Annotated in this window: 16 protein-coding genes; 6 read left to right on the plus strand and 10 right to left on the minus strand. The window is 38.2% G+C overall.

The annotated features are described in order from the left end of the window. The first annotated feature begins 206 nt into the window (after positions 1-206). On the plus strand, positions 207-1,319 hold the full coding sequence (locus G8E00_RS11610; protein ID WP_166010930.1) for a transglycosylase SLT domain-containing protein: 1,113 nt from the start codon (positions 207-209) through the stop codon (positions 1,317-1,319). A gap of 100 nt (positions 1,320-1,419) precedes the next feature. Here G8E00_RS11610 and G8E00_RS11615 read toward each other — a convergent pair whose 3' ends face one another. Both G8E00_RS11615 and ttcA read right to left on the minus strand, forming a co-directional pair. Next, entirely contained in the window at positions 1,420-1,803 is a 384-nt protein-coding gene (locus G8E00_RS11615) for an SCP2 sterol-binding domain-containing protein (RefSeq protein ID WP_166010932.1), read from the minus strand. Between the two features lie 431 nt (positions 1,804-2,234). Further along, entirely contained in the window at positions 2,235-3,152 is a 918-nt protein-coding gene (gene ttcA, locus G8E00_RS11620) for a tRNA 2-thiocytidine(32) synthetase TtcA (protein WP_166010934.1), read from the minus strand. Between the two features lie 552 nt (positions 3,153-3,704). Here ttcA and G8E00_RS11625 point away from each other — a divergent pair. Continuing rightward, positions 3,705-4,538: a lytic transglycosylase domain-containing protein gene (locus G8E00_RS11625; protein ID WP_227591220.1), complete on the plus strand. Its 834-nt coding sequence runs from the start codon at positions 3,705-3,707 to the stop codon at positions 4,536-4,538. Positions 4,539-4,764: 226 nt separating this feature from the next. Continuing rightward, positions 4,765-5,670 (plus strand): protease HtpX, encoded by a 906-nt coding sequence (gene htpX, locus G8E00_RS11630; protein ID WP_166010938.1) that lies wholly within the window; start codon positions 4,765-4,767, stop codon positions 5,668-5,670. Positions 5,671-5,983: 313 nt separating this feature from the next. Here htpX and G8E00_RS11635 read toward each other — a convergent pair whose 3' ends face one another. The 4 genes from G8E00_RS11635 to G8E00_RS11650 form a co-directional block, all read right to left on the minus strand. After that, positions 5,984-6,136: a VOC family protein gene (locus tag G8E00_RS11635; protein ID WP_166224804.1), complete on the minus strand. Its 153-nt coding sequence runs from the start codon at positions 6,134-6,136 to the stop codon at positions 5,984-5,986. Between the two features lie 91 nt (positions 6,137-6,227). Next, positions 6,228-6,806 (minus strand): DUF4112 domain-containing protein, encoded by a 579-nt coding sequence (locus tag G8E00_RS11640; RefSeq protein WP_166224807.1) that lies wholly within the window; start codon positions 6,804-6,806, stop codon positions 6,228-6,230. Between the two features lie 97 nt (positions 6,807-6,903). After that, positions 6,904-8,268 carry a magnesium transporter gene (gene mgtE, locus G8E00_RS11645; RefSeq protein WP_166224809.1) on the minus strand — a complete coding sequence of 455 codons (1,365 nt, stop codon included), beginning with the start codon at positions 8,266-8,268 and terminating at the stop codon, positions 6,904-6,906. A 249-nt stretch (positions 8,269-8,517) separates the two neighbouring features. Further along, positions 8,518-11,610 (minus strand): multidrug efflux RND transporter permease subunit, encoded by a 3,093-nt coding sequence (locus G8E00_RS11650; protein ID WP_166224812.1) that lies wholly within the window; start codon positions 11,608-11,610, stop codon positions 8,518-8,520. Between the two features lie 257 nt (positions 11,611-11,867). Here G8E00_RS11650 and G8E00_RS11655 point away from each other — a divergent pair, with 257 nt between their 5' ends. Continuing rightward, positions 11,868-13,019, plus strand: coding sequence for a glycerophosphodiester phosphodiesterase (locus tag G8E00_RS11655; RefSeq protein ID WP_166224815.1), 1,152 nt, complete (start codon positions 11,868-11,870; stop codon positions 13,017-13,019). Positions 13,020-13,264: 245 nt separating this feature from the next. Then, positions 13,265-13,639, plus strand: a complete 375-nt coding sequence (locus G8E00_RS11660; protein WP_166224818.1) for a diacylglycerol kinase — start codon at positions 13,265-13,267, stop codon at positions 13,637-13,639. 565 nt (positions 13,640-14,204) lie between these two features. Here G8E00_RS11660 and groL read toward each other — a convergent pair. The 4 genes from groL to G8E00_RS11680 all read right to left on the minus strand — a co-directional run bounded on the left by groL (position 14,205) and on the right by G8E00_RS11680 (position 18,093). Continuing rightward, a complete protein-coding gene (groL, locus tag G8E00_RS11665; RefSeq protein ID WP_166224821.1) occupies positions 14,205-15,839 on the minus strand; it encodes a chaperonin GroEL in 1,635 nt (544 codons plus the stop codon). A gap of 89 nt (positions 15,840-15,928) precedes the next feature. Beyond that, positions 15,929-16,219, minus strand: coding sequence for a co-chaperone GroES (locus G8E00_RS11670; RefSeq protein WP_005176348.1), 291 nt, complete (start codon positions 16,217-16,219; stop codon positions 15,929-15,931). A gap of 172 nt (positions 16,220-16,391) precedes the next feature. Continuing rightward, positions 16,392-17,180 (minus strand): metallophosphoesterase family protein, encoded by a 789-nt coding sequence (locus tag G8E00_RS11675; RefSeq protein ID WP_166224824.1) that lies wholly within the window; start codon positions 17,178-17,180, stop codon positions 16,392-16,394. Next, positions 17,161-18,093, minus strand: a complete 933-nt coding sequence (locus tag G8E00_RS11680) for a diacylglycerol/lipid kinase family protein (RefSeq protein ID WP_196781987.1) — start codon at positions 18,091-18,093, stop codon at positions 17,161-17,163. Before G8E00_RS11680 ends, G8E00_RS11675 begins: the two co-directional genes overlap by 20 nt. A gap of 410 nt (positions 18,094-18,503) precedes the next feature. Between G8E00_RS11680 and G8E00_RS11685 the strand changes: the two genes are divergently transcribed. Beyond that, positions 18,504-20,333, plus strand: a complete 1,830-nt coding sequence (locus G8E00_RS11685; RefSeq protein WP_166224827.1) for a phosphoenolpyruvate carboxykinase (GTP) — start codon at positions 18,504-18,506, stop codon at positions 20,331-20,333. The last annotated feature ends 241 nt before the right edge of the window (positions 20,334-20,574 follow it).

The raw sequence follows: 20,574 nt of genomic DNA on the forward strand, positions 1-20,574 counted from the left end.
TTTTTTCATGATTATCATGCGCTCATGTTTAAGATTGAATACTTTTTAATCGAAGAAGGTTTGCTTCTTCATCCGACCATCCCACATGTCATTTTTGAATGACGTACATGACGCCCACCCTAATTGAATTTATCAACTTTAAAAAAAAGCTTGAGAGAGATCCTTTTTGCTTTTTTTGGGCATAAATTACTTGTAGCGGAGACAACATGCACAGTAGTTCAACATCTGGATCGAGGCTTAGCCTGCACTCATTCCTTAACTCACACACAACCAAAGCGATGGTACTCGCTACAGCATTTATCCCCTTCCATAGTATTAATGCATCTAAGACCAATCAATACCACTCTGTGGTTAACTCAAATACACTGAACGTTGTTGCTGTTTCCGATCCTAGCGTTGTTTTTAAGGATGGCGGATTTCAACATGGTTTTGGCTATGACTTAGTCAGTAGCTATGCCGAAAATTTAAATGTGAAATTGAATTTTAAAACTGTGTCAAGCAATGAAGCTGCTATGAAATTAGTGGCTCAAGGTAAAGCGAATTTTGCCATCACAACGGCTGATATGAATCAGATTGAAACGCAGAAATTGGTGGCTTTCTCTGCAAGTTGTGGCGAAATGAATAGTTTGAAGAAAAGCGGCTTAAATACCAATATCAATTGGGTATTTAAACGTGCAGATGACCCACTCACTGAAACTGCCAGTGGTTTCGTCTGCCAAAGCAAACAAAATGGCCAAATTAAGCAACTGGCTTCTTTTTACAATCGCAACGTTGTGAAACAACAAGACTGGAACACCATCCATCGTGATCTCAGTAAGCGCATGCCCATCTACAAAGCGAGTTTGAAAAAATCTGCACAAAAATTTGATTTAGATTGGCATTTTTTGGCAGCGATTGGCTATCAAGAGTCGTACTTAAAGCCTGATTCAGTTTCACCAACAGGCGTACGTGGCATTATGATGCTGACCAGTAGCACGGCCAATGCAATGGGTGTGACAAATCGTAGTGATCCTGCACAAAGCATCCAAGGTGGTGCCAAGTACTTCGATTTAATGATGACGCGCTATGCGCATATCCCAATCCAAGATCGTTATTGGTATGCTTTAGTTGCCTACAATATGGGTCCAGGTGCAACTGATGCTGTTATGCAGCGTTTAAAAGCGCAAGGTAAAAATCCGAACGACTGGATTCAGATGTATGATTATTTAAATCGCCATCAATCGAGTAATTCACGTTACAGACAAGCCGTACAATATGTGACTCGTATACGGGCGTACTTGGAACACATTAAATCGTCACCGAAACTTTTACAGATCTAGTTGCGCTAAAGTTTAATTGCTAAAGGTTTTACTTGAGTTTTAACAGTGCTAAAAAAAGCTTACCTTAGGGTAAGCTTTTTTCGATTTTGAAAGTCGCAACTTAAGAAGTTTGCTCAAGTACTTTCTTGAATAAATCTTTTTGTTCTTGACTTGGTTTAGCCGTTTGAAGTGCCATTAAAGAAGACATATCGCCTTGTACTTTAATTTTACCTGTCATGAATGCTTGCATTGCAGCAGCCATATCAAACTCTAGGAAAACTTTACGAAGTGTTTCGCCATCCATATTCAAAGTCGTTTTTGCATTTGCAGAAGCGCCTTTTTGGATTTTACCACCGTCCAATGCCAATTCAGTATTCCCTTCAGCACCAGTAACAACAATGTTTAAAGCTAAGTTAGATAGCGCAGGTGGTAAATTTAAATCACCAGCTTCAGCTGTTAATTTATCTACAGTAGCAAACCAATCATCAGTTAAAAATGCAGGCATGTTCATTCCTCAATGTATTTATTCAATTTATTTGCGTCATCTATCCAAGACAACAACATGGTGAAGCAATATGCTTGAGCATTGTTATAGCACGATAATTTCGCTTTGCGATAAATATTTTTGTACTTTCGGTTCATATTTAATCGATTTTTTTTATTAAAAAAAATGTTTGATCACAAACTAACTTTTTTGATTTTAAAGCTTATTTTGTCAATGATTTAATGTTTCGTTCGAGTGGATATTTTGGTACAAAAAATCATTATTGAGTTTTAAGCTATTTATTTTATTAAAGATAAAATTTTAATCAATTCCGGTAACAAAGCTTGAGCATTTAAACTTAAATTTAAATGCTCAAATTAGGCACTGTTGACATTTTAGAGATGTTTTCGTCCCGAAAGGGGGCGTGACTGAAATATCAACAGCCCCTACTTTTATTCAGCAGCAAATCCGAGATTCACCATATTAATTCGCTTATTTTCCCCTTCTTCTTCAGTCGAACAGGTCGTGAAGTCAAACTCACGTTGTTCATCCAAAATTTCAAAGTCAAATAAATCACGATCGGCCAATTGTGACGGCGAAACATTCTGAAGCGCACCGAAAATACTGTGCAAACGTTTCGGATGCTCTTTATCCCAAGCACGAAGCATGTCATTGATAATGGCACGTTGTAAGTTCTCTTGAGAACCACACAAATTACATGGAATAATTGGGAAGTTACGCATTTCCGCATATTTGATGATGTCTTTTTCTTCGACATAAGCCAAAGGACGAATCAAAATATTCTTCTTGTCAGATGACAGCAACTTAGGTGGCATCGCTTTTAAACTACCGCCATGGAACAAGTTCAAGAAGAATGTCGCCATGATGTCATCACGGTGATGTCCTAAAGCAACCTTTGTCGCCCCAATTTCTTGTGCAAAACCGTACAAAGAACCACGACGTAAGCGAGAACATACTGCGCAATATGTTTTGCCTTCAGGCGTCAATTTTTTTGTAATGCTATAGGTGTCTTTTTCCAAGATATAATATGGAATATTATTTTCTTCCATATAGCGTGGCAAAATATCTTCTGGAAAGCCGGGTTGCTTTTGATCAAGGTTCACAGCAACGATATCAAAATTGATTGGCGCGATCCGTTTAAACTGCAACAGAATATCGAGCATGGTGTAACTGTCTTTACCACCAGACACACAGACCATGACCTTGTCACCATCTTCAATCATTTTATAGTCACGAATGGCATGACCAACTTGACGGCGAAGTTTTTTTAACAAGCGATAGTAAGCAGAGCTTGTTGGCGGTTCAGGTTTAAAATTAAATCCTTGATCGGACTCAACTGGTGAATACATAGACGAGTTTAACCATAAAAAAAGTTCTGCGTAATTTTAGCCGATTCGGTGCTTTACCGCATCTAAAGAATCTTTATTTTTTAATCTAATTTTCTGATTGTCATCTTCCTGTCTTATTCACGCATTTAAAATAGACGTCGCAGTTCATTTTTTAATCTAAGTGCTTATCTTTTGGACTTTTCCACAGTTGTCCACAAAACCTGTGGATAAAATTGTGGACTTTTTGGGACTTGACAAACTTTTGGCACGGTAATCTGGGCATTCCCCTCAAATTGATCATTTTTTAACCAATCTTTTTTACCCTTTAAATTCAACATGTTATGCATGTCAAGCAGTTAAAAATAAATAAAAATAAATATTTTTTTTGGATATTAACCCAACAATTAGGACTTGATTTTTTGTAATTGTATTGTTAAAAATCGGTACACGGTGTAACTTGGTAAAAACTCTGATAAACTCAGATTTAAACTTTGGGGCTCTCGCTAAAAAAAAATATTAATAATGAAAAATTTATTTAAATGTACAACGATCTGTTTATTGGGCTATAGCTCAATGGTAGTTTTATTGTCACACACCCATGCAGGACAAACCATTTATCAACTTTCTGATTCAAATGGCACCACCCTATTGACCAATAAAAAAAGTAAATACAGTCATTTAAAAGTCGAAAAGAAAACCTATTACCCAGACAGCAATATCCATTCTTATAGCAATTGGGGAAGCTCAGAGGCAGCCGTTTTACCCAGTTATAGTAAAAATAAAAATGCATTTGATCATTTTATTAAAAATGCAGCACAAGTGCATGGTGTCTCTGAAGGTTTGATAAAAGCCGTTATGCATACGGAGTCAGGCTTTAATACCCGTGCACGATCACCTGTTGGTGCTCAAGGACTGATGCAATTGATGCCTGCAACTGCTAGACGTTTTAATGTCAGTGACTCATACGATCCACAGCAAAATATTCATGCAGGAGCACAATATCTAGCATGGTTATTGAAACGCTTTAATGGCAATGTTCAATTGGCATTAGCTGGCTATAATGCAGGTGAAGGTAATGTGGCGAAGTATGGTGGCATTCCGCCTTTCAGAGAAACCCAAGACTATGTACGCCGCGTGACCAGTCGTTTTAATAACTTATATGCAGGTGGTTTAGGACACTCCAACAGTTCTGCTAATAGCAATTCAAACACAGCGACGCTTCAAGTATCATCAAACAATGCAAGCACTACGCAACTTTCTAATTCCACACCTGCTGCATCCAATTCGCCAAAATATTCCTCCCGCCCAATTATTGTCTCTGCGGATGGAACATTTACAGATGCTCCTGCTGGCTCTTTTTCAACCACCAATGCCACGGCACGCGCTAAGATCTATATCTCAAATTAGAAAATTTTGACAAGACAAAACCTATTGTCTGAGATTCATACCTTATTTTATTTGTATTGTTTTAACTTATAGTGCAGTTCATCGCTGAAATGTCAGCAGAGCTTAATCATATTTGTTTGTAAATTTTATTCAATCGACTTGAAATTTAGTGCAATCATACGCATATTAAAGTCTAGCAAATCAAAAAATTTGATTTTATTTCTTAATTTAAATGAGGGTTTTCTCAATGATGCGGATTGGTTTGTTTTTGCTAACCAACCTCGCGGTACTGGTTGTAGCGGGCATTATATTGTCGCTCTTCGGTGTCGGTAGCTACCATGGCGCAGGAGGCTTAAACTTAGGCAACTTGCTCGTTATCTGTTTTGTCTTTGGTATGGTGGGATCTATGGTATCCCTATTCATGTCAAAATGGATTGCAAAAAAGACAACTGGTACAGAGTTAATTGATCCAAATGCTCCTCGCAACCAAGCTGAAGCATGGTTATTACAAGAGGTTTCTCAATTAGCCCAACGCTCTGGTATTAATATGCCTGAAGTGGGTATTTTCCCTTCATATCAATCCAATGCATTTGCTACAGGTTGGAATAAAAACGATTCTCTTGTCGCTGTATCTACGGGCTTATTAGAACGTATGAACAAAGATGAGCTTCGTGCTGTTTTGGCGCATGAAATTGGTCACGTTGCGAACGGCGACATGGTGACTTTGGCTTTAATCCAAGGTGTTGTCAACGCCTTTGTCATGTTCTTCGCACGTGTTGTTGGGGATTTTGTCGACCGCAACGTCTTTGGTCGTGAAGATGGCGAGGCTCCTGGTTGGAGTTATTTCCTAATCACGATCGTATTGGATATCGTGTTTGGTATCTTGGCATCGGCCATTGTGATGTGGTTCTCTCGTCACCGTGAATACCGTGCCGATGAAGCTGGTGCACGTCTAGCAGGTAAAGAAGCCATGATTTCGGCTTTACTTCGCCTACAGGCTGAGAGTGAAATGCCAGATCAAATGCCAAAAGAAATGAAAGCGTTTGCGATTGCTGAAGGTAAAGAAGAAGGATTTAGCTTAGCGGCTTTATTCCAAACTCATCCAAGCATCGAACAACGTGTTGCAGCTTTGCGTCAGCTAAACTGCCCATAATCGATTCTTCGCTTTCAAGATTCAAAAAAGCCTCATATGGGGCTTTTTTTGATTTTAGATTTTGTAGACCCATTTTTATTTAAATCTCTTAAATCTTTAAGTATTCTGAATGCATCTTAATCAACTGCCATTAGTATCTAACAAAAAATATTCAAATCATCAGAATCTACAATTGGCATTAATTTGGCAATGCGCTATAGATGAAGATCCAAATTTTCCATGGGTCATAGAGCTTCACTAACTCTTCCAAACGTATACATGCACTATGCCACGCTTGTTGAAGCTCAAGTTCAGGATGATGAAAAAACTCAACTTACAGACTCCACTGTTTTAGAATCATCCAAACTTTAGATTGTAGATTGATAGATACAAGCAAAACCCAGTAAGGCATAAAATAGTGAGTTTGATCTAAATCAATCGCAGGAAGATTGGCAACAATGCAATCCACTTGCAGTATGGGGTTCATTATTTTTCATTTCCCTTTACAACATCAACAAGGGAATCACCATTGTCATCGATTCATGCCAAATTTGTGTTGCTTTAACCTCTATCACAACTCAGTGATTTAAACTTTGTATCCAATTCCACAAAGCCATTCCGCCAAACCAAGTGGCTGCAATAATCAAAATCAGTACAATTAAACCTAAAAGATCAGGAATATGTAACCACAACCAAGCCACCAGTGGATTACGCCAAAAGGCAGATGTTTGTTGCTTCTGTTCCAATTTCTCATGTAAAAATGGATGTACCACATGATCATCATTATGAATTTGATACTCTTCACGAATATGATCATGAACCAAATCTAGAGCTTTACGACTAGGCCGAATAAAAATATCAAATAACGTCCCCGCAACAGGGATAAATCCGACCACGGCATCCATCACCGCCAGCTTAATCACCCCATTGAGTTTAGACTGAGGCACTCCAATTTCTTTTGCTTTATATACCGCATAACAAGTTAGAGCAAAGCCTGCTATATCTCCTGCAACAGGTATGGTACTTAAGGCGGCATCTGCACCAACGCCTTGTTTAGTAAATGGAATCCTAACCACTGAATCCATCATATTGGCAAATTTAGCTAAATCACGTTCCAGCTTAACCACTTCAACTTGTGTTAATTTTTTTTCTGTCATGTTGTTTTAATCATCTAATCAACGATAAATCTGATGCTTTGTTATAGCATTAAATTGTGCCTGACTGCATTAAAAGAGTAACTTAAGAAAAGCACTCTCAAACAATATTGACCAATAGCTGTGATGCAATAAATAAATAGATGATCACGCCTGTAGCATCACATATTGAAGTGACTAAAGGTGCAGATGCGCTGGCTGGATCGAGTCCCAGTTTATTTAAAATAAAAGGCAAACTCATCCCAATCAGACACCCAACCAATACAATACCCATCATGCTGATGGCTAATACTAAGGCAACCATGTGATCACCACGTATATAACCTAAAATAGAAACTGCAAATGCCATCGTTGCACCAAGACATAAAGCCACCAAGCTTTCACGTCCTAATAATGAAAACCAATCTTTAATATGTACATCACCTGTGGCTATTGCACGTACCATTAATGTGGATGACTGAGAACCAGCATTACCTCCACTGCCTACCAATAGAGGTAAAAAGAACACCAAAACTAAATTTGCAGCAATGGTTTCTTCAAAATGTGAAATACCAATTCCAGACAATAAACTACCAAAAACCAATATCACCAACCAGAAAACACGCTGACGATAAAGCGTAAAAATAGGTGCAGTTTTTAAGCTTAGCTTCGTGGTCGACTCAACCGCACTCCCTTTTAAAATATCTTCAGTAAATTCTTCTTGGAAAATATCCATAGCATCATCATAAGTCACAATACCCACTAGGTGTTGCTCATGATCGACAATGGGTAATGCAATAAAATCATAATGACTGAGTTTGGTGGCAATACTTTCTTGATCTTCGTCGACCAAACCCACAACCAAGTCAGTGGTCATCACTTCTTTAATCAATTGTTCAGGGGGTGACTGTATAATCTGACGTAATGAAATAACACCTTGCAGTTGATGCGCCTGATTGGTGATATAAATGAGATACAAAGTTTCTCGATCAGCTGCCACACGTCTGAGTTGTACAATGGCTTCTTGCATGGTCAGCTGAGCGGATAAAGTCACATAATCCGAACTCATGATGGAGCCAGCAGATTCTTCTCTGTAGACAATCAATGCCTGAATTTGCGCTTTTTTGTCTGCATCTAATTGAGAAAAAATATAGTTCTGCAGTTGTAATGGTAAAGCTTTAAAAACATCAATACGCTTATCTGAATGCATATTTGAAATCAGCGCAACCAAATCATCTGCTTGAAACTGAAGGGCCAAGCGAACTTGTTCAACGAGGTCTAAATGCTCAAAGACATAAGCTGCATTAGGTAGAACAGAAAAAAATTCGATCTGCTGTTGAGGCGTCATATGATGAGACAACATCGCAATATCAGCGGGTTTGATATGCTGTGTAATCTGCAAAACTTTTTCGACATCCTGTTGTTCTAAAGCAACCCTTATATTTTCAAAGTTGTTATGCGCTGTTATGTCGTCTTTTTTTAACATTTAAAACTCAAATATTGATTTAATTATTTGTTTTAGCTTAATTTGAATACTAGTATACAATCAAGCAACTTAAAGTCCATAGATACAATGATTATCTGTAAAACTGCAACATTTTATTTTTAACAATAAAATTTTAATTATTTCAAAATCAGGTGGTTAAATAGTTACATCAAACCACCTGATACTTGGCTTATATTCATTTATTTCATGAAATATTGTTAAAACTATACAGAATTAAAATATTTACACTCACGGTTTGGCTGAGGAAAATATACTCCTGACCAACACATACATAAACGGAATAAAGATCAGAACCAGTACCGTGGCAAAAATCACACCACCAAAAACACTGATACCGATTTCTTGTCGACTCGCTGCTCCTGCACCAAAAGCAAAGATCAATGGAATCACTCCTGCACCAAAGGCCAATGATGTCATCAAAATTGGACGTAAGCGTAAGCTCGCACCTTCGATCGCAGCTGCAACCACATCACTGCCCTTTTGCTCAGCCAAATAAGCAAATTCCACAATTAAAATTGCATTTTTACAAGACAAACCAATCGTGGTGAGGAGCGCAATTTGGAAGTAAATATCATTTGGAAATCCAGCAAAATAACTGAAGATAATATTTCCGCCAATTCCTAGAGGAATTGCAGTCATGACCGCTGTAGGAATAGACCAACTTTCATATAATGCAGCCAAACAGAGGAAAATAAACCCGATTGAAACCAAATACAGTAACAATGACTGATTGCTAGATTGGCGTTCTTCATATGACATACCACTCCATGCCAAATCAGCTCCTTTAACAGAATCGACTATTTTAACCAGATCTTGCATGGCTTGACCGGTCGTCGAATTTGCACCTTTTTCTGCCTCTAGCTCGATGGCTGTATAGCCATTGAAGCGATTGACAATTTCAGGACCACCAGTCCAAGTGGTTTGCGAGAAATTGCTGAAAGGAACCATCTCACCATTACTATTACGAACGGACCAGAAATTTAAATCTTCAGGCTTCGCTCGAAAAGCAGCATCACTTTGCATCATGACACGCTTAATTCGACCTCGATCAATAAAGTCATTGATGTATTTACCGCCAAGCGCAGCTGAAAGCGTACTGTTAATATCAGCAATCGCCAAGTTCGATGCCATTGCTGCTTTTTGGTCTATCTTCACATCGAATTTGGCTTTATCTGGAGCCGCTTTTTTATTTAAATTTTCAAATGATTGAAACTGCTTCGCATCTTCTTGCATCTGTTTAAATTGTTCATTCAAAACTTTACGGCCATTGCCTTCAATATCACGTAACCAAAGATTAATGCCATTGGTATCACCTAGACCATTCACGACAGGCGGCATATTCAAGTTAATTCGAGCATTTTGATGATTTCGAAAATGTTTCAGAGCCCGTTCACGAATCGCTTCTGCACTGTTTTCTTTACCCGTGCGTTGATCCCACAGTTTTAATTTAATAAAGCCTTGTGCTAAATGTTGCCCCGTCCCTGCTCGGTTACGTCCATAACGCAACATGACTAAATCAACATTGGCTTTTTCTTGATCTAAAAAATAGGCACGAATTTCTTCACCCACTTCACGGGTTTTCGCCATTGGCGCACTGTCTTGTAAAGTGACTTGTACACTTAAAGTCCCTTGATCTTCGCTTGGTAAAAAACTGGTCGGCAAACTTCGATAAAACAATGCAAAAACCACGATTAAGCCCAATGCACAAATCAAACTTACGATTCGATTTCGAATGGTCAAATGAGAAATTTTTAAATATCTATGTTTAATGCGATCCAAAAATTGATTGAACCGTGTCGCCCAGCGATAGGGCTTTTCAGTGGGTTTTAAGATGATGGCACATAAAGCTGGCGTCAGTATCAAAGCCACGATCAATGAAATGGACATAGCCGTGACTAAGGTGATGGAAAATTGACGATAGATCACCCCTGTAGAACCACTGAAAAATGCCATTGGAATAAATACAGCCGTGAGCACTAAAGTAATTCCCACCAATGCACCACTAATTTCATGCATCGATTCAATGGACGCTTGCTTGGCAGTCAAATGCTGTTCATGCATGAGGCGTTCAACATTTTCCACCACAACGATTGCATCATCCACCAACAAACCTATGGCGAGGACTAAGGCAAATAAAGTCAGGGTATTGACACTCATTCCCAGCACATAAAGTATTGCCATTGTGCCCAACAACACCACTGGAACAGTGATAGTTGGAATCAAGGTCGCTCGCCAGTTTTGCAAAAACAAAAACATGACGATAATCACGAGTACAATCGCTTCAAATAAGGTCTTTACAACCTCATGAATCGACTCCTCAACAAAAGGTGTATTGTCATTTGGATAAACCAGCTTGTACCCTTCCGGTAATTGTTTAGAAAACTGTTCAATGGTTTCATAGATACGTTTAGAAGTCTGAACAGCATTGGCGCCAGATGCCAAAGACACCGCCATCCCAGAAGATGGATAACCATTAATGGTGTTATAAGATTGGTAATTCTCTGCCCCCATTTCAACGCGAGCGACATCTTTTAAATAAACGTATTCACCCGCTTGGGTGGATTTCAAAATAATATGGTTAAAATCATCGACTGTTTTTAAACGTGTACCTGCGGTCACCTTCGCATTTAAGTATTGTTCAGATACTGTTGGTAACTCACCAACCCCACCTGCCGCCACTTGAGTATTTTGTGCTTCAACCGCACGTTGAACATCACTTGGCATTAAACGGAATTGTCGAAGTTTATTTGGGTCGAGCCAGATACGCATTGCAAACTGCGAACCAAATACATCTAACTCACCCACACCATCAACACGTGCAATTTCAGATTCTAAATGCGTCAGTAAATAATCAGAGAGTTCAATATTGCTACTTTTACGGGTCTCATCATACAACCCAATCACCATATGTGTATCGCCCAATGACTTCAGGACATTAACCCCTTGGCGTTGTACATCTTCAGGTAAACGACTGATCACACTATTGATGGAGTTTTGAACTTGGACCTGGGCGGTATCTGGATCTGTTCCATTTTCAAAACTGATGCTGATACGACTTCGTCCTGTCGAGTCACTATTGGAACTAAAATATAAAAGATGATCTAAACCTTTAATTTGCTGTTCTAAAACCTGCGTTACGCTTTGCTCAACCGTTTCGGCATCTGCACCCGAATAGGTTGCACTAATGGTAATACGAGGTGGCGCAATATCTGGATAACGCTCAACAGGCAAATTGTTCAGGGCAAATAAACCCAAGGCCATGACAAAGATAGCCAAAACACCAGCAAAAATCGGACGTTCAATAAAAAACTTAGATAGCATCGTTCACATTCATAATGAGATGAATAAATGGGTTGTTTTGTACAAATTATAACAATGAGATTGATATTCAATCACTGTTGAAAAAAACACAAGGAAAATAACAGAAATCCAGCGTTTATAAAGAATTAAGGAGGAAATATGGAGAAGATTTTTAAGCTCAAAATCGAGATGTTCTAGACCGATTTAAATTGTGTCATTGAACTGAAAAATAAGCCTTATACATTCAAGTTTTCTAAATAAAATTACATGAGACAGTGATGTATAAAAAAATCATCTTTAGCTTAGGTTTGGTGAGCGTATTGAGTGCATGTCATAGTGATGATTCAAAAAATAATGCTCAGCATGTTCCTACACCACCTGATAATACATATGTTGAACCAAAGATAATCATTGTCGGGCATCGCGGTGCGAGTGCGCTTCGACCTGAGCATACCTTGGCTTCTTATGAAAAAGCCATTGCAGATGGTGCTGATTTTATTGAGCCTGATTTGGTGTCGACCAAAGATGGGGTACTTATTGCACGTCATGAAAATGAAATTGGCGGAACCACCAATGTCAGTACCTTAGCCAACTTTAGCAATCGTAAAGCGACAAAGACGATTGATGGGCAAAACTATACTGGATGGTTTAGCGAAGACTTTACTTATAATGAACTACAACAAAATGTTAAAGCGCGAGAACGCATTCCAGAGCTACGTCCAGATAATACTCAATATAATGATCAATACTCCATTCCAACCTTAGATCAAATCATTGAATTGGCGGATCAGCATTATCAAAAAACCGGCAAAATTATTGGCTTATATATAGAAACCAAGCACCCAACTTACTTCAAAAAACTGGGATTATCTATGGAAGATCAACTTCTACACACTTTGGCCAAGTACAAATACACACGCGAAATTGCGCCTATTTATTTACAATCATTTGAAGTCAGTAATTTAAAGTATCTCAAGCAAAAGTTAGCTCAAAACCCATCCTTAAAGCACACCAAACTGATTCAGCTACTGGATAGTCCAATCATGCGTCCAGCTGATTTGGTAGAAAGTGGCAATAAACAAACCTATTTGGATCTTGCCCTTCCGACTGGACTCAAACAAATTGCTACTTATGCAGATGGAGTCGGACCAAGTAAAACATATATCTTTTCGAATACAGATCAAAACTCCACAACCAGTTTTATTCAAGATGCTCATGCTGTAGGTCTAAAAGTTCACCCCTACACACTAAGACCAGAAAATAATTTTTTACCGAGTTATTTACGCTGTAGCCAGAGTTTAGCTGAACGATGTATCAAAGGCGCAGAGCAAGAATACACAAGGTTCTTTAAAGCGGGTGTCGATGGTTTATTTACTGATGATCCTCAATTGGGTCGTGAAGCCTTAATAAAATTTCAAAAAACACCTTAAGTGTCGCTCAATTCCTTAAATTATAAGCGCATCACCTTACACCTATTTTCTTTTTTAGTGTGTGGCGTGATGCTTTTGCTCAGCGGAAAACCATATTAAAACGAACCTTTTAAAAATTCATAATCAATTAATAAATTTTTGATATTGTTGAAAAAAATATTTTATATTTCATTATACCTACTTAATTCTATTTTAATTTTATTGTATTATCCTGATTTAAATAATTCTATTTTCGATGATTTTCTATGAATCAATATTCTGAATTTAAAGGTAAAACTGGAATTAAACGCATTTTCAATGCAACGGGGTATTCAATTGCTGGATTCAAAGCTGCATTCCAAAATGAGGCTGCTTTTCGTCAGATTATTTTAATTAATATTATTTTAATTCCCTTAACATTCTTCCTAAATATCACTGCAGTTGAACAAGCGGTGATGATCGCCGTGTGTTTGTTGGCAATTATTGTAGAACTTTTTAATTCTGCTATCGAAGCTGTTGTCGATCGTATTTCTTTAGAACACCATCAACTTTCTAAAAATGCCAAAGATATGGGCAGTGCGGCTCAATTTGTTGCTTTAGCGATTATTACCGCGACGTGGTTAATTATTTTATTTCGTTAATGCTGCGTTGTGTGGATTTTTGAATTTTTAGTCCATTTGCAGTAACAATGACCTGTTTTAATTCCTTTTTTAATCACGTCTTTTTAATCATATTTATTTTTTCCTGTTATAAACCGTCTTTGTTCTTGAGTCGTAAAAAACTTTTAACACACTGATGCAAATATTAGGAAGCTCGACAAGAGAAAAGCCCTTGTCATCCAATCCCCCCTAATTTGTTGTTTTAGCCTATAACGCAACACATGGTTAAAATGCCAATAGATCCTATGTATTTCAATTTAATTTTTGAAAAATAAAATTTTAATTTTCACTTTAAAGATTAATTTCAAATGCTGTAAAAAATAAACTCTAGAAGGTTGATTTTGATTGTATAAAAGGCCAAATCATTGCACTTTTAAAATGCTGATCTTGTGTTAAAAGAGGTCAGCATGTCGCATGGTGAATGCTTAGACATGACGGTTTTTCTCAATATTTGAAATCATGATGATGATTCAAAAGGCGTTTTGCTTTAGGCCAAAAAATCCTCGCATATGCGAGGATTTTTTTGTACAGGTTTATGATGTTTAAATTACATCATACCGCCCATACCACCCATGCCGCCCATATCTGGCATAGCAGGTTTATCTTCAGGGATATCTGTGATCATGCATTCTGTGGTCAACATCAATGCAGCCACTGATGCAGCGTGTTCAAGTGCTGAACGCGTTACTTTAGCTGGGTCAAGAATACCCATTTCTAACATATCGCCATATTCACCAGTAGCAGCGTTATAACCAAAGTTACCTTCGCCATTTTTTACAGCATTAATGACAACCGAAGGCTCATCACCTGCGTTTGAAACGATTTGACGAAGTGGCGCTTCAATTGCACGGCGTAAAATGTTGATACCCACATTTTGATCATCGTTCGCACCAACTAAACCATCAAGTGCTTTAGCAGAACGTACGAGTGCAACACCACCACCAGCAACTACACCTTCTTCTACCGCAGCACGAGTCGCATGAAGCGCATCATCTACACGGTCTTTCTTCTCTTTCATTTCAACTTCAGTTGCAGCACCAATTTTGATCACTGCGACACCGCCTGCTAACTTTGCAACACGTTCTTGAAGTTTTTCTTTGTCGTATTCAGAAGTTGATTCTTCGATTTGCGCACGGATTTGTTGAACACGATCAGCAATTTGTTCAGCATTACCAGCACCATCAACAAGAACAGTGTTTTCTTTAGACACTGTCACTTTATGTGCAGTACCTAAGTGTTCTAATGTTGTTTGCTCAAGTGACATGCCAATTTCTTCAGAAATCACAGTACCACCTGTCAAGATCGCGATGTCTTGAAGCATTGCTTTACGACGGTCACCAAAACCAGGTGCTTTTACAGCACATACTTTAATAATACCGCGCATATTGTTGACAACAAGTGTCGCTAACGCTTCGCCTTCAACATCTTCAGCGATGATTAACAGTGGTTTACCTGTTTTAGCAACTGCTTCTAATACTGTGATCAACTCACGAATATTGCTGATTTTTTTGTCTACAAGAAGAATGAATGGGTTTTCAAGTTCTGCAGTTAAAGTATCTTGTTTGTTTGCGAAGTACGGGCTGATATAACCACGGTCAAATTGCATACCTTCTACAACATCAAGCGAGTCTTCGAAGCCAGAACCTTCTTCTACAGTGATAACACCTTCTTTACCCACTTTTTCCATTGCTTGAGCAATCAGTTTACCCACAGTCGCATCAGAGTTTGCAGAAATAGAACCTACTTGTTCAATTGCTTTTGTATCTGAAGCTGGTTTTGCAGTTGCTTTAATATTTTCTACAACCGCTTTAACTGCAAGGTCGATACCACGTTTCAAGTCCATTGGGTTCATACCCGCAGTCACTGATTTGATACCTTCATTTAAAATTGCTTGAGCCAATACAGTTGCAGTTGTTGTACCGTCACCTGCGATGTCATTTGTTTTTGAAGACACTTCACGTACAAGTTGAGCGCCCATGTTTTCAAACTTGTCTTTTAATGAAATTTCTTTTGCAACAGTTACACCATCTTTAGTGATGTGCGGTGAACCAAAAGAACGGTCGATCACAACATTACGACCTTTAGGACCTAAAGTCACTTTGACTGCATCTGCAAGTACGTTTACACCAGCGATCATTTTTGAACGCGCTGAATCACCAAATTTTACGTCTTTAGCTGACATCTTTAACTCCAAAATATTTTTAAATTTTTACAATAAATTTGCAAAAAAGAAATCTGAAAACTATGTAATCTGCAAAACTGTATAAACAGTTAGCCTTCTAACACAGCTAAAATGTCAGACTCTTTCATAATAAGAAGTTCTTCACCGTTAACTTTAACGGTAGTGCCGGCATAAGTACCAAATAACACTTTATCACCCACTTTAACATCTAAAGCACGAACACCATTGTCAGTAATTTGGCCATTACCTACAGCAATGATTTCACCTTGAGCTGGTTTCTCTGCAGCAGAACCTGGAAGTAAAATACCACCAGCTGTTTTAGTTTCTTCTTCAACACGGCGAATCACAACACGATCATGTAACGGACGAATATTGCTCATAAAAAAACTCCACAGACTTAAGGTCTTGATACAGTGTACAGACGATAACTTTGTTATTCCTTGGGTCATCGTCAAAAATAAATTTAGATGACTCTGTTGTGGGGATGGAAAAAAAGGCTTCAAGGGCAAAATTAAAAAAAAATCAATTTTTTGTATTTTTTTTACGCTAAATTTATAAATTTGATATCGAATTCATTTTTCGCTCATCCAGAACAAATGACTGCAATGCTTTTGAAAAATAATAATGACGAATATCTGTATTGCTATAAATCACATTAAAACTATTCGGTAATCCATGATGCAATCGATATGACGTTGCTGTTCCAGCGTGAACATCTAGAACAGGATGTGAACGACCTAAATCATATATTTGGTTCAGATCGAAGATTGCAGACTGGTGTAAATGCCCATGTAACAATCCATTTAAACCTGATTGACTCCAGACCTTAAGTGCAAGATGCCCCAAAGCTGGACAATCTTTCAATCCATGTAAATCATCTGGTTCAGTATAAAACGGTTGATGCACAACCACCCATTTACTTTTTTGTCGTGGTGCATTGCGAAGCAGTTGATCTACATGTTCGATTTGTTTTAAGGAAATTGAACCTCGCGTGTGATGCCTACGCCGAATACTATTTACCCCAACAAAGTAAAATTCTTTGGTTTCTAATACATTTTCCATTTTTCCGAAAAAAAGTTGATAACGTAAAAAAGGCGTTAGAAAGCGATTCCAAAGATTATATAAAGGAATGTCATGATTTCCTGGCACAACTATATAAGGCGTTTTAAGCCCATCTAAAAATACTTTACAGGCATAAAACTGCTTAAACCGTGCTCGCTGTGTAAGGTCTCCACTAACCACAATCGCCTCAGGTTTATTTTCAAGACAAAAACGCTCAATGGCCCTTAAACACTCCTGCTTTTCAGTGCCAAAGTGCAGATCAGACAGATGCAGAATCATGAGGCACCATTATATTTAAGGCATTCTTTTCCACATAAAAATTTAATGGCGTATTCATTTCAACAATTTCCCCATCAATAGCGACAGTCAGGGTTTTCTTTTTGGATTTCACTGTCACACGGTCACCACTAAAGCTGTGAACCTCTGTGGCCTTTTCAAGTTGTCCTCGAATTAACTTATACAGGGTTTTAAATAGCGTAATTTTATCACTTTTCGCCATAATAACCCCTGCAACTTCACCTAGTTCCGCAGCTTTGGCTATTTTCAAATTCATTTCTTCAAGTTGTAATTGATTATTGCCAAAAAAGATCAGGGGCGTTTTTACCGCATAACTTTTTCCTTCAACATCTATTTCTAATTTTAACTCCTTACGATCTCGAATTAAGACATCAAGACCTGAGGTATAAGCATTAAATGGAAAACGACCAAATTTTTGATTATAAATTTCACGTTTTTTAATAAATAAAGGATAAAGACCTAAACTGGCATTGTTTAAATAGACATGATCATTAATTCTGGCCACATGAGACGATCGAGCCTGTCCTGTTGCAATCACTTCAGCAGCTTTTAAAATATCCAATGGAATATCGAGCACACGAGCAACATAATTAAACGTACCTAGCGGTAGTATTCCCATAGGAATTTTTTGGTTGATTAACTGCGCAGCAACAGCATTTAATGTTCCATCCCCACCCGCAGCGACAATCACACCATGATCATCATAAGCTTCGTGTCGTTTAATAATTTTTTGAATCAGGGTCGCAACATTGGGTTCTGAAGCGATGTCAAACACCTGAATTTCAAATTCATGCTCGGTCCAAATGGTCATGAGCTGCTCATAGACTTCGTCATGATTGTTGGCATGAAATCCTGATTTTTCATTATAAATCATTGAAAGTGGTTTTAAACTCATCGTATTTAAAGATTAATAGTGAAGTAAGCCTTTAAATTTCGTATATTTTATACTCAATTAAAAGATTCTTTATGTAAAATTCGAATCGTATTGATTCAATAATTCGATTAATTTATAATTCTTCTCAAATCATATAAATTACTAATAATTAAAAGTATTTCAATAAAAAATATCAAACATAAGCTTAGTAAATGAATATAAAATATCCATTTTTATTATAAATTAAACATAAAAATCAATTACTTATTTAATAACAAACGATTACTTTGTTTTAAGCCTTTAGTCTTATTTTTTTTTTCAAAATATGCTTTAATACAGCCACTTTTTTCATATTTGAATCTAAGTATTTGTACCCCAGATCTTAGATTATTATTTGTACGCACATTGTACACATTGATATAGGCCTCACCATGACCCAAGTGAACGCACCAGAATTCGTTCGTCACCCTAAGCTTATTGCCTGGGTGGAAGAAATTGCAAAACTCACCAAGCCAGCAAAAATTGAATGGTGTGACGGTAGTGCAGAAGAATATCAACGTTATATCGACTTGATGATCGCTAACGGCACAATGCAAGCGCTTAACCAAGAGAAACACCCTGGTTCTTACCTTGCAAATTCTGATCCTTCTGACGTTGCTCGTGTTGAAGGTCGTACTTTCATTTGTTCTGAAAAACAAGAAGATGCCGGTGCTACAAACAACTGGGAAGCGCCTGCTGAAATGCGTGCTCGCTTGAACGGTTTGTTTGACGGTTCAATGAAAGGTCGTACTTTATATGTCGTTCCTTTCTCAATGGGTCCTCTAGGTTCTCATATTGCACATATCGGTATCGAATTAACTGATTCTCCTTATGTTGCAGTTAGCATGTCAAAAATGGCTCGTATGGGCAAAGCTGTTTATGACGTTCTTGGTACAGATGGTGATTATGTTCCTTGCGTACATACTGTTGGTGCGCCTTTAGAAGAAGGTCAAAAAGACGTTGCATGGCCTTGCAACCCTGACAAATGGATCGTTCATTATCCAGAAACACGTGAAATCTGGTCTTTTGGTTCTGGTTACGGCGGTAATGCATTATTAGGTAAAAAATGCCTAGCTTTACGTATTGCTTCATACATGGGTCGTCAACAAGGTTGGTTAGCTGAACACATGCTGATCCTTGGTGTAACCAATCCTCAAGGTGAAAAACACTATATCGCAGCTGCATTCCCTTCTGCTTGTGGTAAAACAAACTTTGCCATGTTGATTCCACCAGCGGGCTATGAAGGTTGGAAAATTGAAACTGTAGGTGACGATATTGCTTGGATCAAACCAGGTGAAGATGGTCGCTTATATGCAATCAACCCAGAAGCTGGTTTCTTTGGTGTAGCACCTGGTACAAATACCAAGACAAATCCAAACTGTATGGCGACACTTCACAAAGACGTGATCTATACCAACGTTGCTGTAACTGACAACGGTGAAGTATGGTGGGAAGGTCTTTCTAAAGAAGCACCTGCAAACCTTACAAACTGGAAAGGTCAACCCCATACTGGCGAAGAAAAAGCAGCGCATCCAAACGCGCGCTTTACCGTTGCTGCTGGTCAATGCCCTTCTATCGATGCTGATTGGGAAAATCCAGCAGGTGTGCCAATTTCTGCGTTCATCTTCGGTGGTCGTCGTGCGGACACGGTGCCTTTAATCTCAGAAGCATTTGACTGGGTTGATGGTGTTTATAAAGCTGCAACAATGGGCTCTGAAACCACTGCTGCTGCTGTTGGTCAACAAGGTGTGGTACGTCGTGATCCATTTGCGATGCTTCCATTCGCAGGTTACAACATGGCTGACTACTTCACGCATTGGCTAGAAATGGGTGAAAAAGTTGGCGAGAAAGCTAAAGCTGCTGGCAACAAGCTTCCTGGTATCTACAATGTGAACTGGTTCCGTCGTGATGCTGAAGGTAACTTCGTATGGCCAGGTTTCGGTCAAAATATGCGTGTTCTTGAATGGATCATTGACCGTTGTGAAGGCCGTGCTACTGCGGTTGAAACACCAATCGGTTTAGTACCTACTTATGAACAGTTGAACTGGACTGGTTCTGATTTCACTAAAGAACAGTTTGACCTTGTGACTTCGCAAGACAAAGATCAATGGATCAAAGAACTTGAAAGCCACACTGAATTATTCAACAAACTTGGCGATCGTATGCCAGAAGCATTGAAAAAACGTCAAGCAGAATTAATTGCTGCGGTTCAATCTGCTTAATTAATTTTTTATATAAAAATCAATAAAAAGGTCACTTCGGTGACCTTTTTTTACACCAAAATAGTGCATAATTTCTCACACACATATTCCCCCAATGCACCAGCATGGAACCATCTCATCAAAAAATGCAATAAAAATTAAACAATCCTAATGAAATATTCATTGTATTCTTAAGTTATTAAAATTTATTATATTTTTCATCTAATTTTGGTGAAAAATTAGTTTTTTATAATCAATAATC

Source organism: Acinetobacter shaoyimingii (genome assembly GCF_011578045.1).
Lineage (GTDB): Bacteria > Pseudomonadota > Gammaproteobacteria > Pseudomonadales > Moraxellaceae > Acinetobacter > Acinetobacter shaoyimingii.

What these genes read in the sequence shown, in the direction of transcription:
- G8E00_RS11610 (WP_166010930.1), top strand. Translation starts at nt 207, where the DNA reads ATGCACAGTAGTTCAACATCTGGATCGAGGCTTAGCCTGCACTCATTC.
- G8E00_RS11615 (WP_166010932.1), bottom strand. Translation starts at nt 1,803, where the DNA reads ATGCCTGCATTTTTAACTGATGATTGGTTTGCTACTGTAGATAAATTA.
- ttcA (WP_166010934.1), bottom strand. Translation starts at nt 3,152, where the DNA reads ATGTATTCACCAGTTGAGTCCGATCAAGGATTTAATTTTAAACCTGAA.
- G8E00_RS11625 (WP_227591220.1), top strand. Translation starts at nt 3,705, where the DNA reads ATGGTAGTTTTATTGTCACACACCCATGCAGGACAAACCATTTATCAA.
- htpX (WP_166010938.1), top strand. Translation starts at nt 4,765, where the DNA reads ATGATGCGGATTGGTTTGTTTTTGCTAACCAACCTCGCGGTACTGGTT.
- G8E00_RS11635 (WP_166224804.1), bottom strand. Translation starts at nt 6,136, where the DNA reads ATGAACCCCATACTGCAAGTGGATTGCATTGTTGCCAATCTTCCTGCG.
- G8E00_RS11640 (WP_166224807.1), bottom strand. Translation starts at nt 6,806, where the DNA reads ATGACAGAAAAAAAATTAACACAAGTTGAAGTGGTTAAGCTGGAACGT.
- mgtE (WP_166224809.1), bottom strand. Translation starts at nt 8,268, where the DNA reads ATGTTAAAAAAAGACGACATAACAGCGCATAACAACTTTGAAAATATA.
- G8E00_RS11650 (WP_166224812.1), bottom strand. Translation starts at nt 11,610, where the DNA reads ATGCTATCTAAGTTTTTTATTGAACGTCCGATTTTTGCTGGTGTTTTG.
- G8E00_RS11655 (WP_166224815.1), top strand. Translation starts at nt 11,868, where the DNA reads ATGTATAAAAAAATCATCTTTAGCTTAGGTTTGGTGAGCGTATTGAGT.
- G8E00_RS11660 (WP_166224818.1), top strand. Translation starts at nt 13,265, where the DNA reads ATGAATCAATATTCTGAATTTAAAGGTAAAACTGGAATTAAACGCATT.
- groL (WP_166224821.1), bottom strand. Translation starts at nt 15,839, where the DNA reads ATGTCAGCTAAAGACGTAAAATTTGGTGATTCAGCGCGTTCAAAAATG.
- G8E00_RS11670 (WP_005176348.1), bottom strand. Translation starts at nt 16,219, where the DNA reads ATGAGCAATATTCGTCCGTTACATGATCGTGTTGTGATTCGCCGTGTT.
- G8E00_RS11675 (WP_166224824.1), bottom strand. Translation starts at nt 17,180, where the DNA reads ATGATTCTGCATCTGTCTGATCTGCACTTTGGCACTGAAAAGCAGGAG.
- G8E00_RS11680 (WP_196781987.1), bottom strand. Translation starts at nt 18,093, where the DNA reads ATGAGTTTAAAACCACTTTCAATGATTTATAATGAAAAATCAGGATTT.
- G8E00_RS11685 (WP_166224827.1), top strand. Translation starts at nt 18,504, where the DNA reads ATGACCCAAGTGAACGCACCAGAATTCGTTCGTCACCCTAAGCTTATT.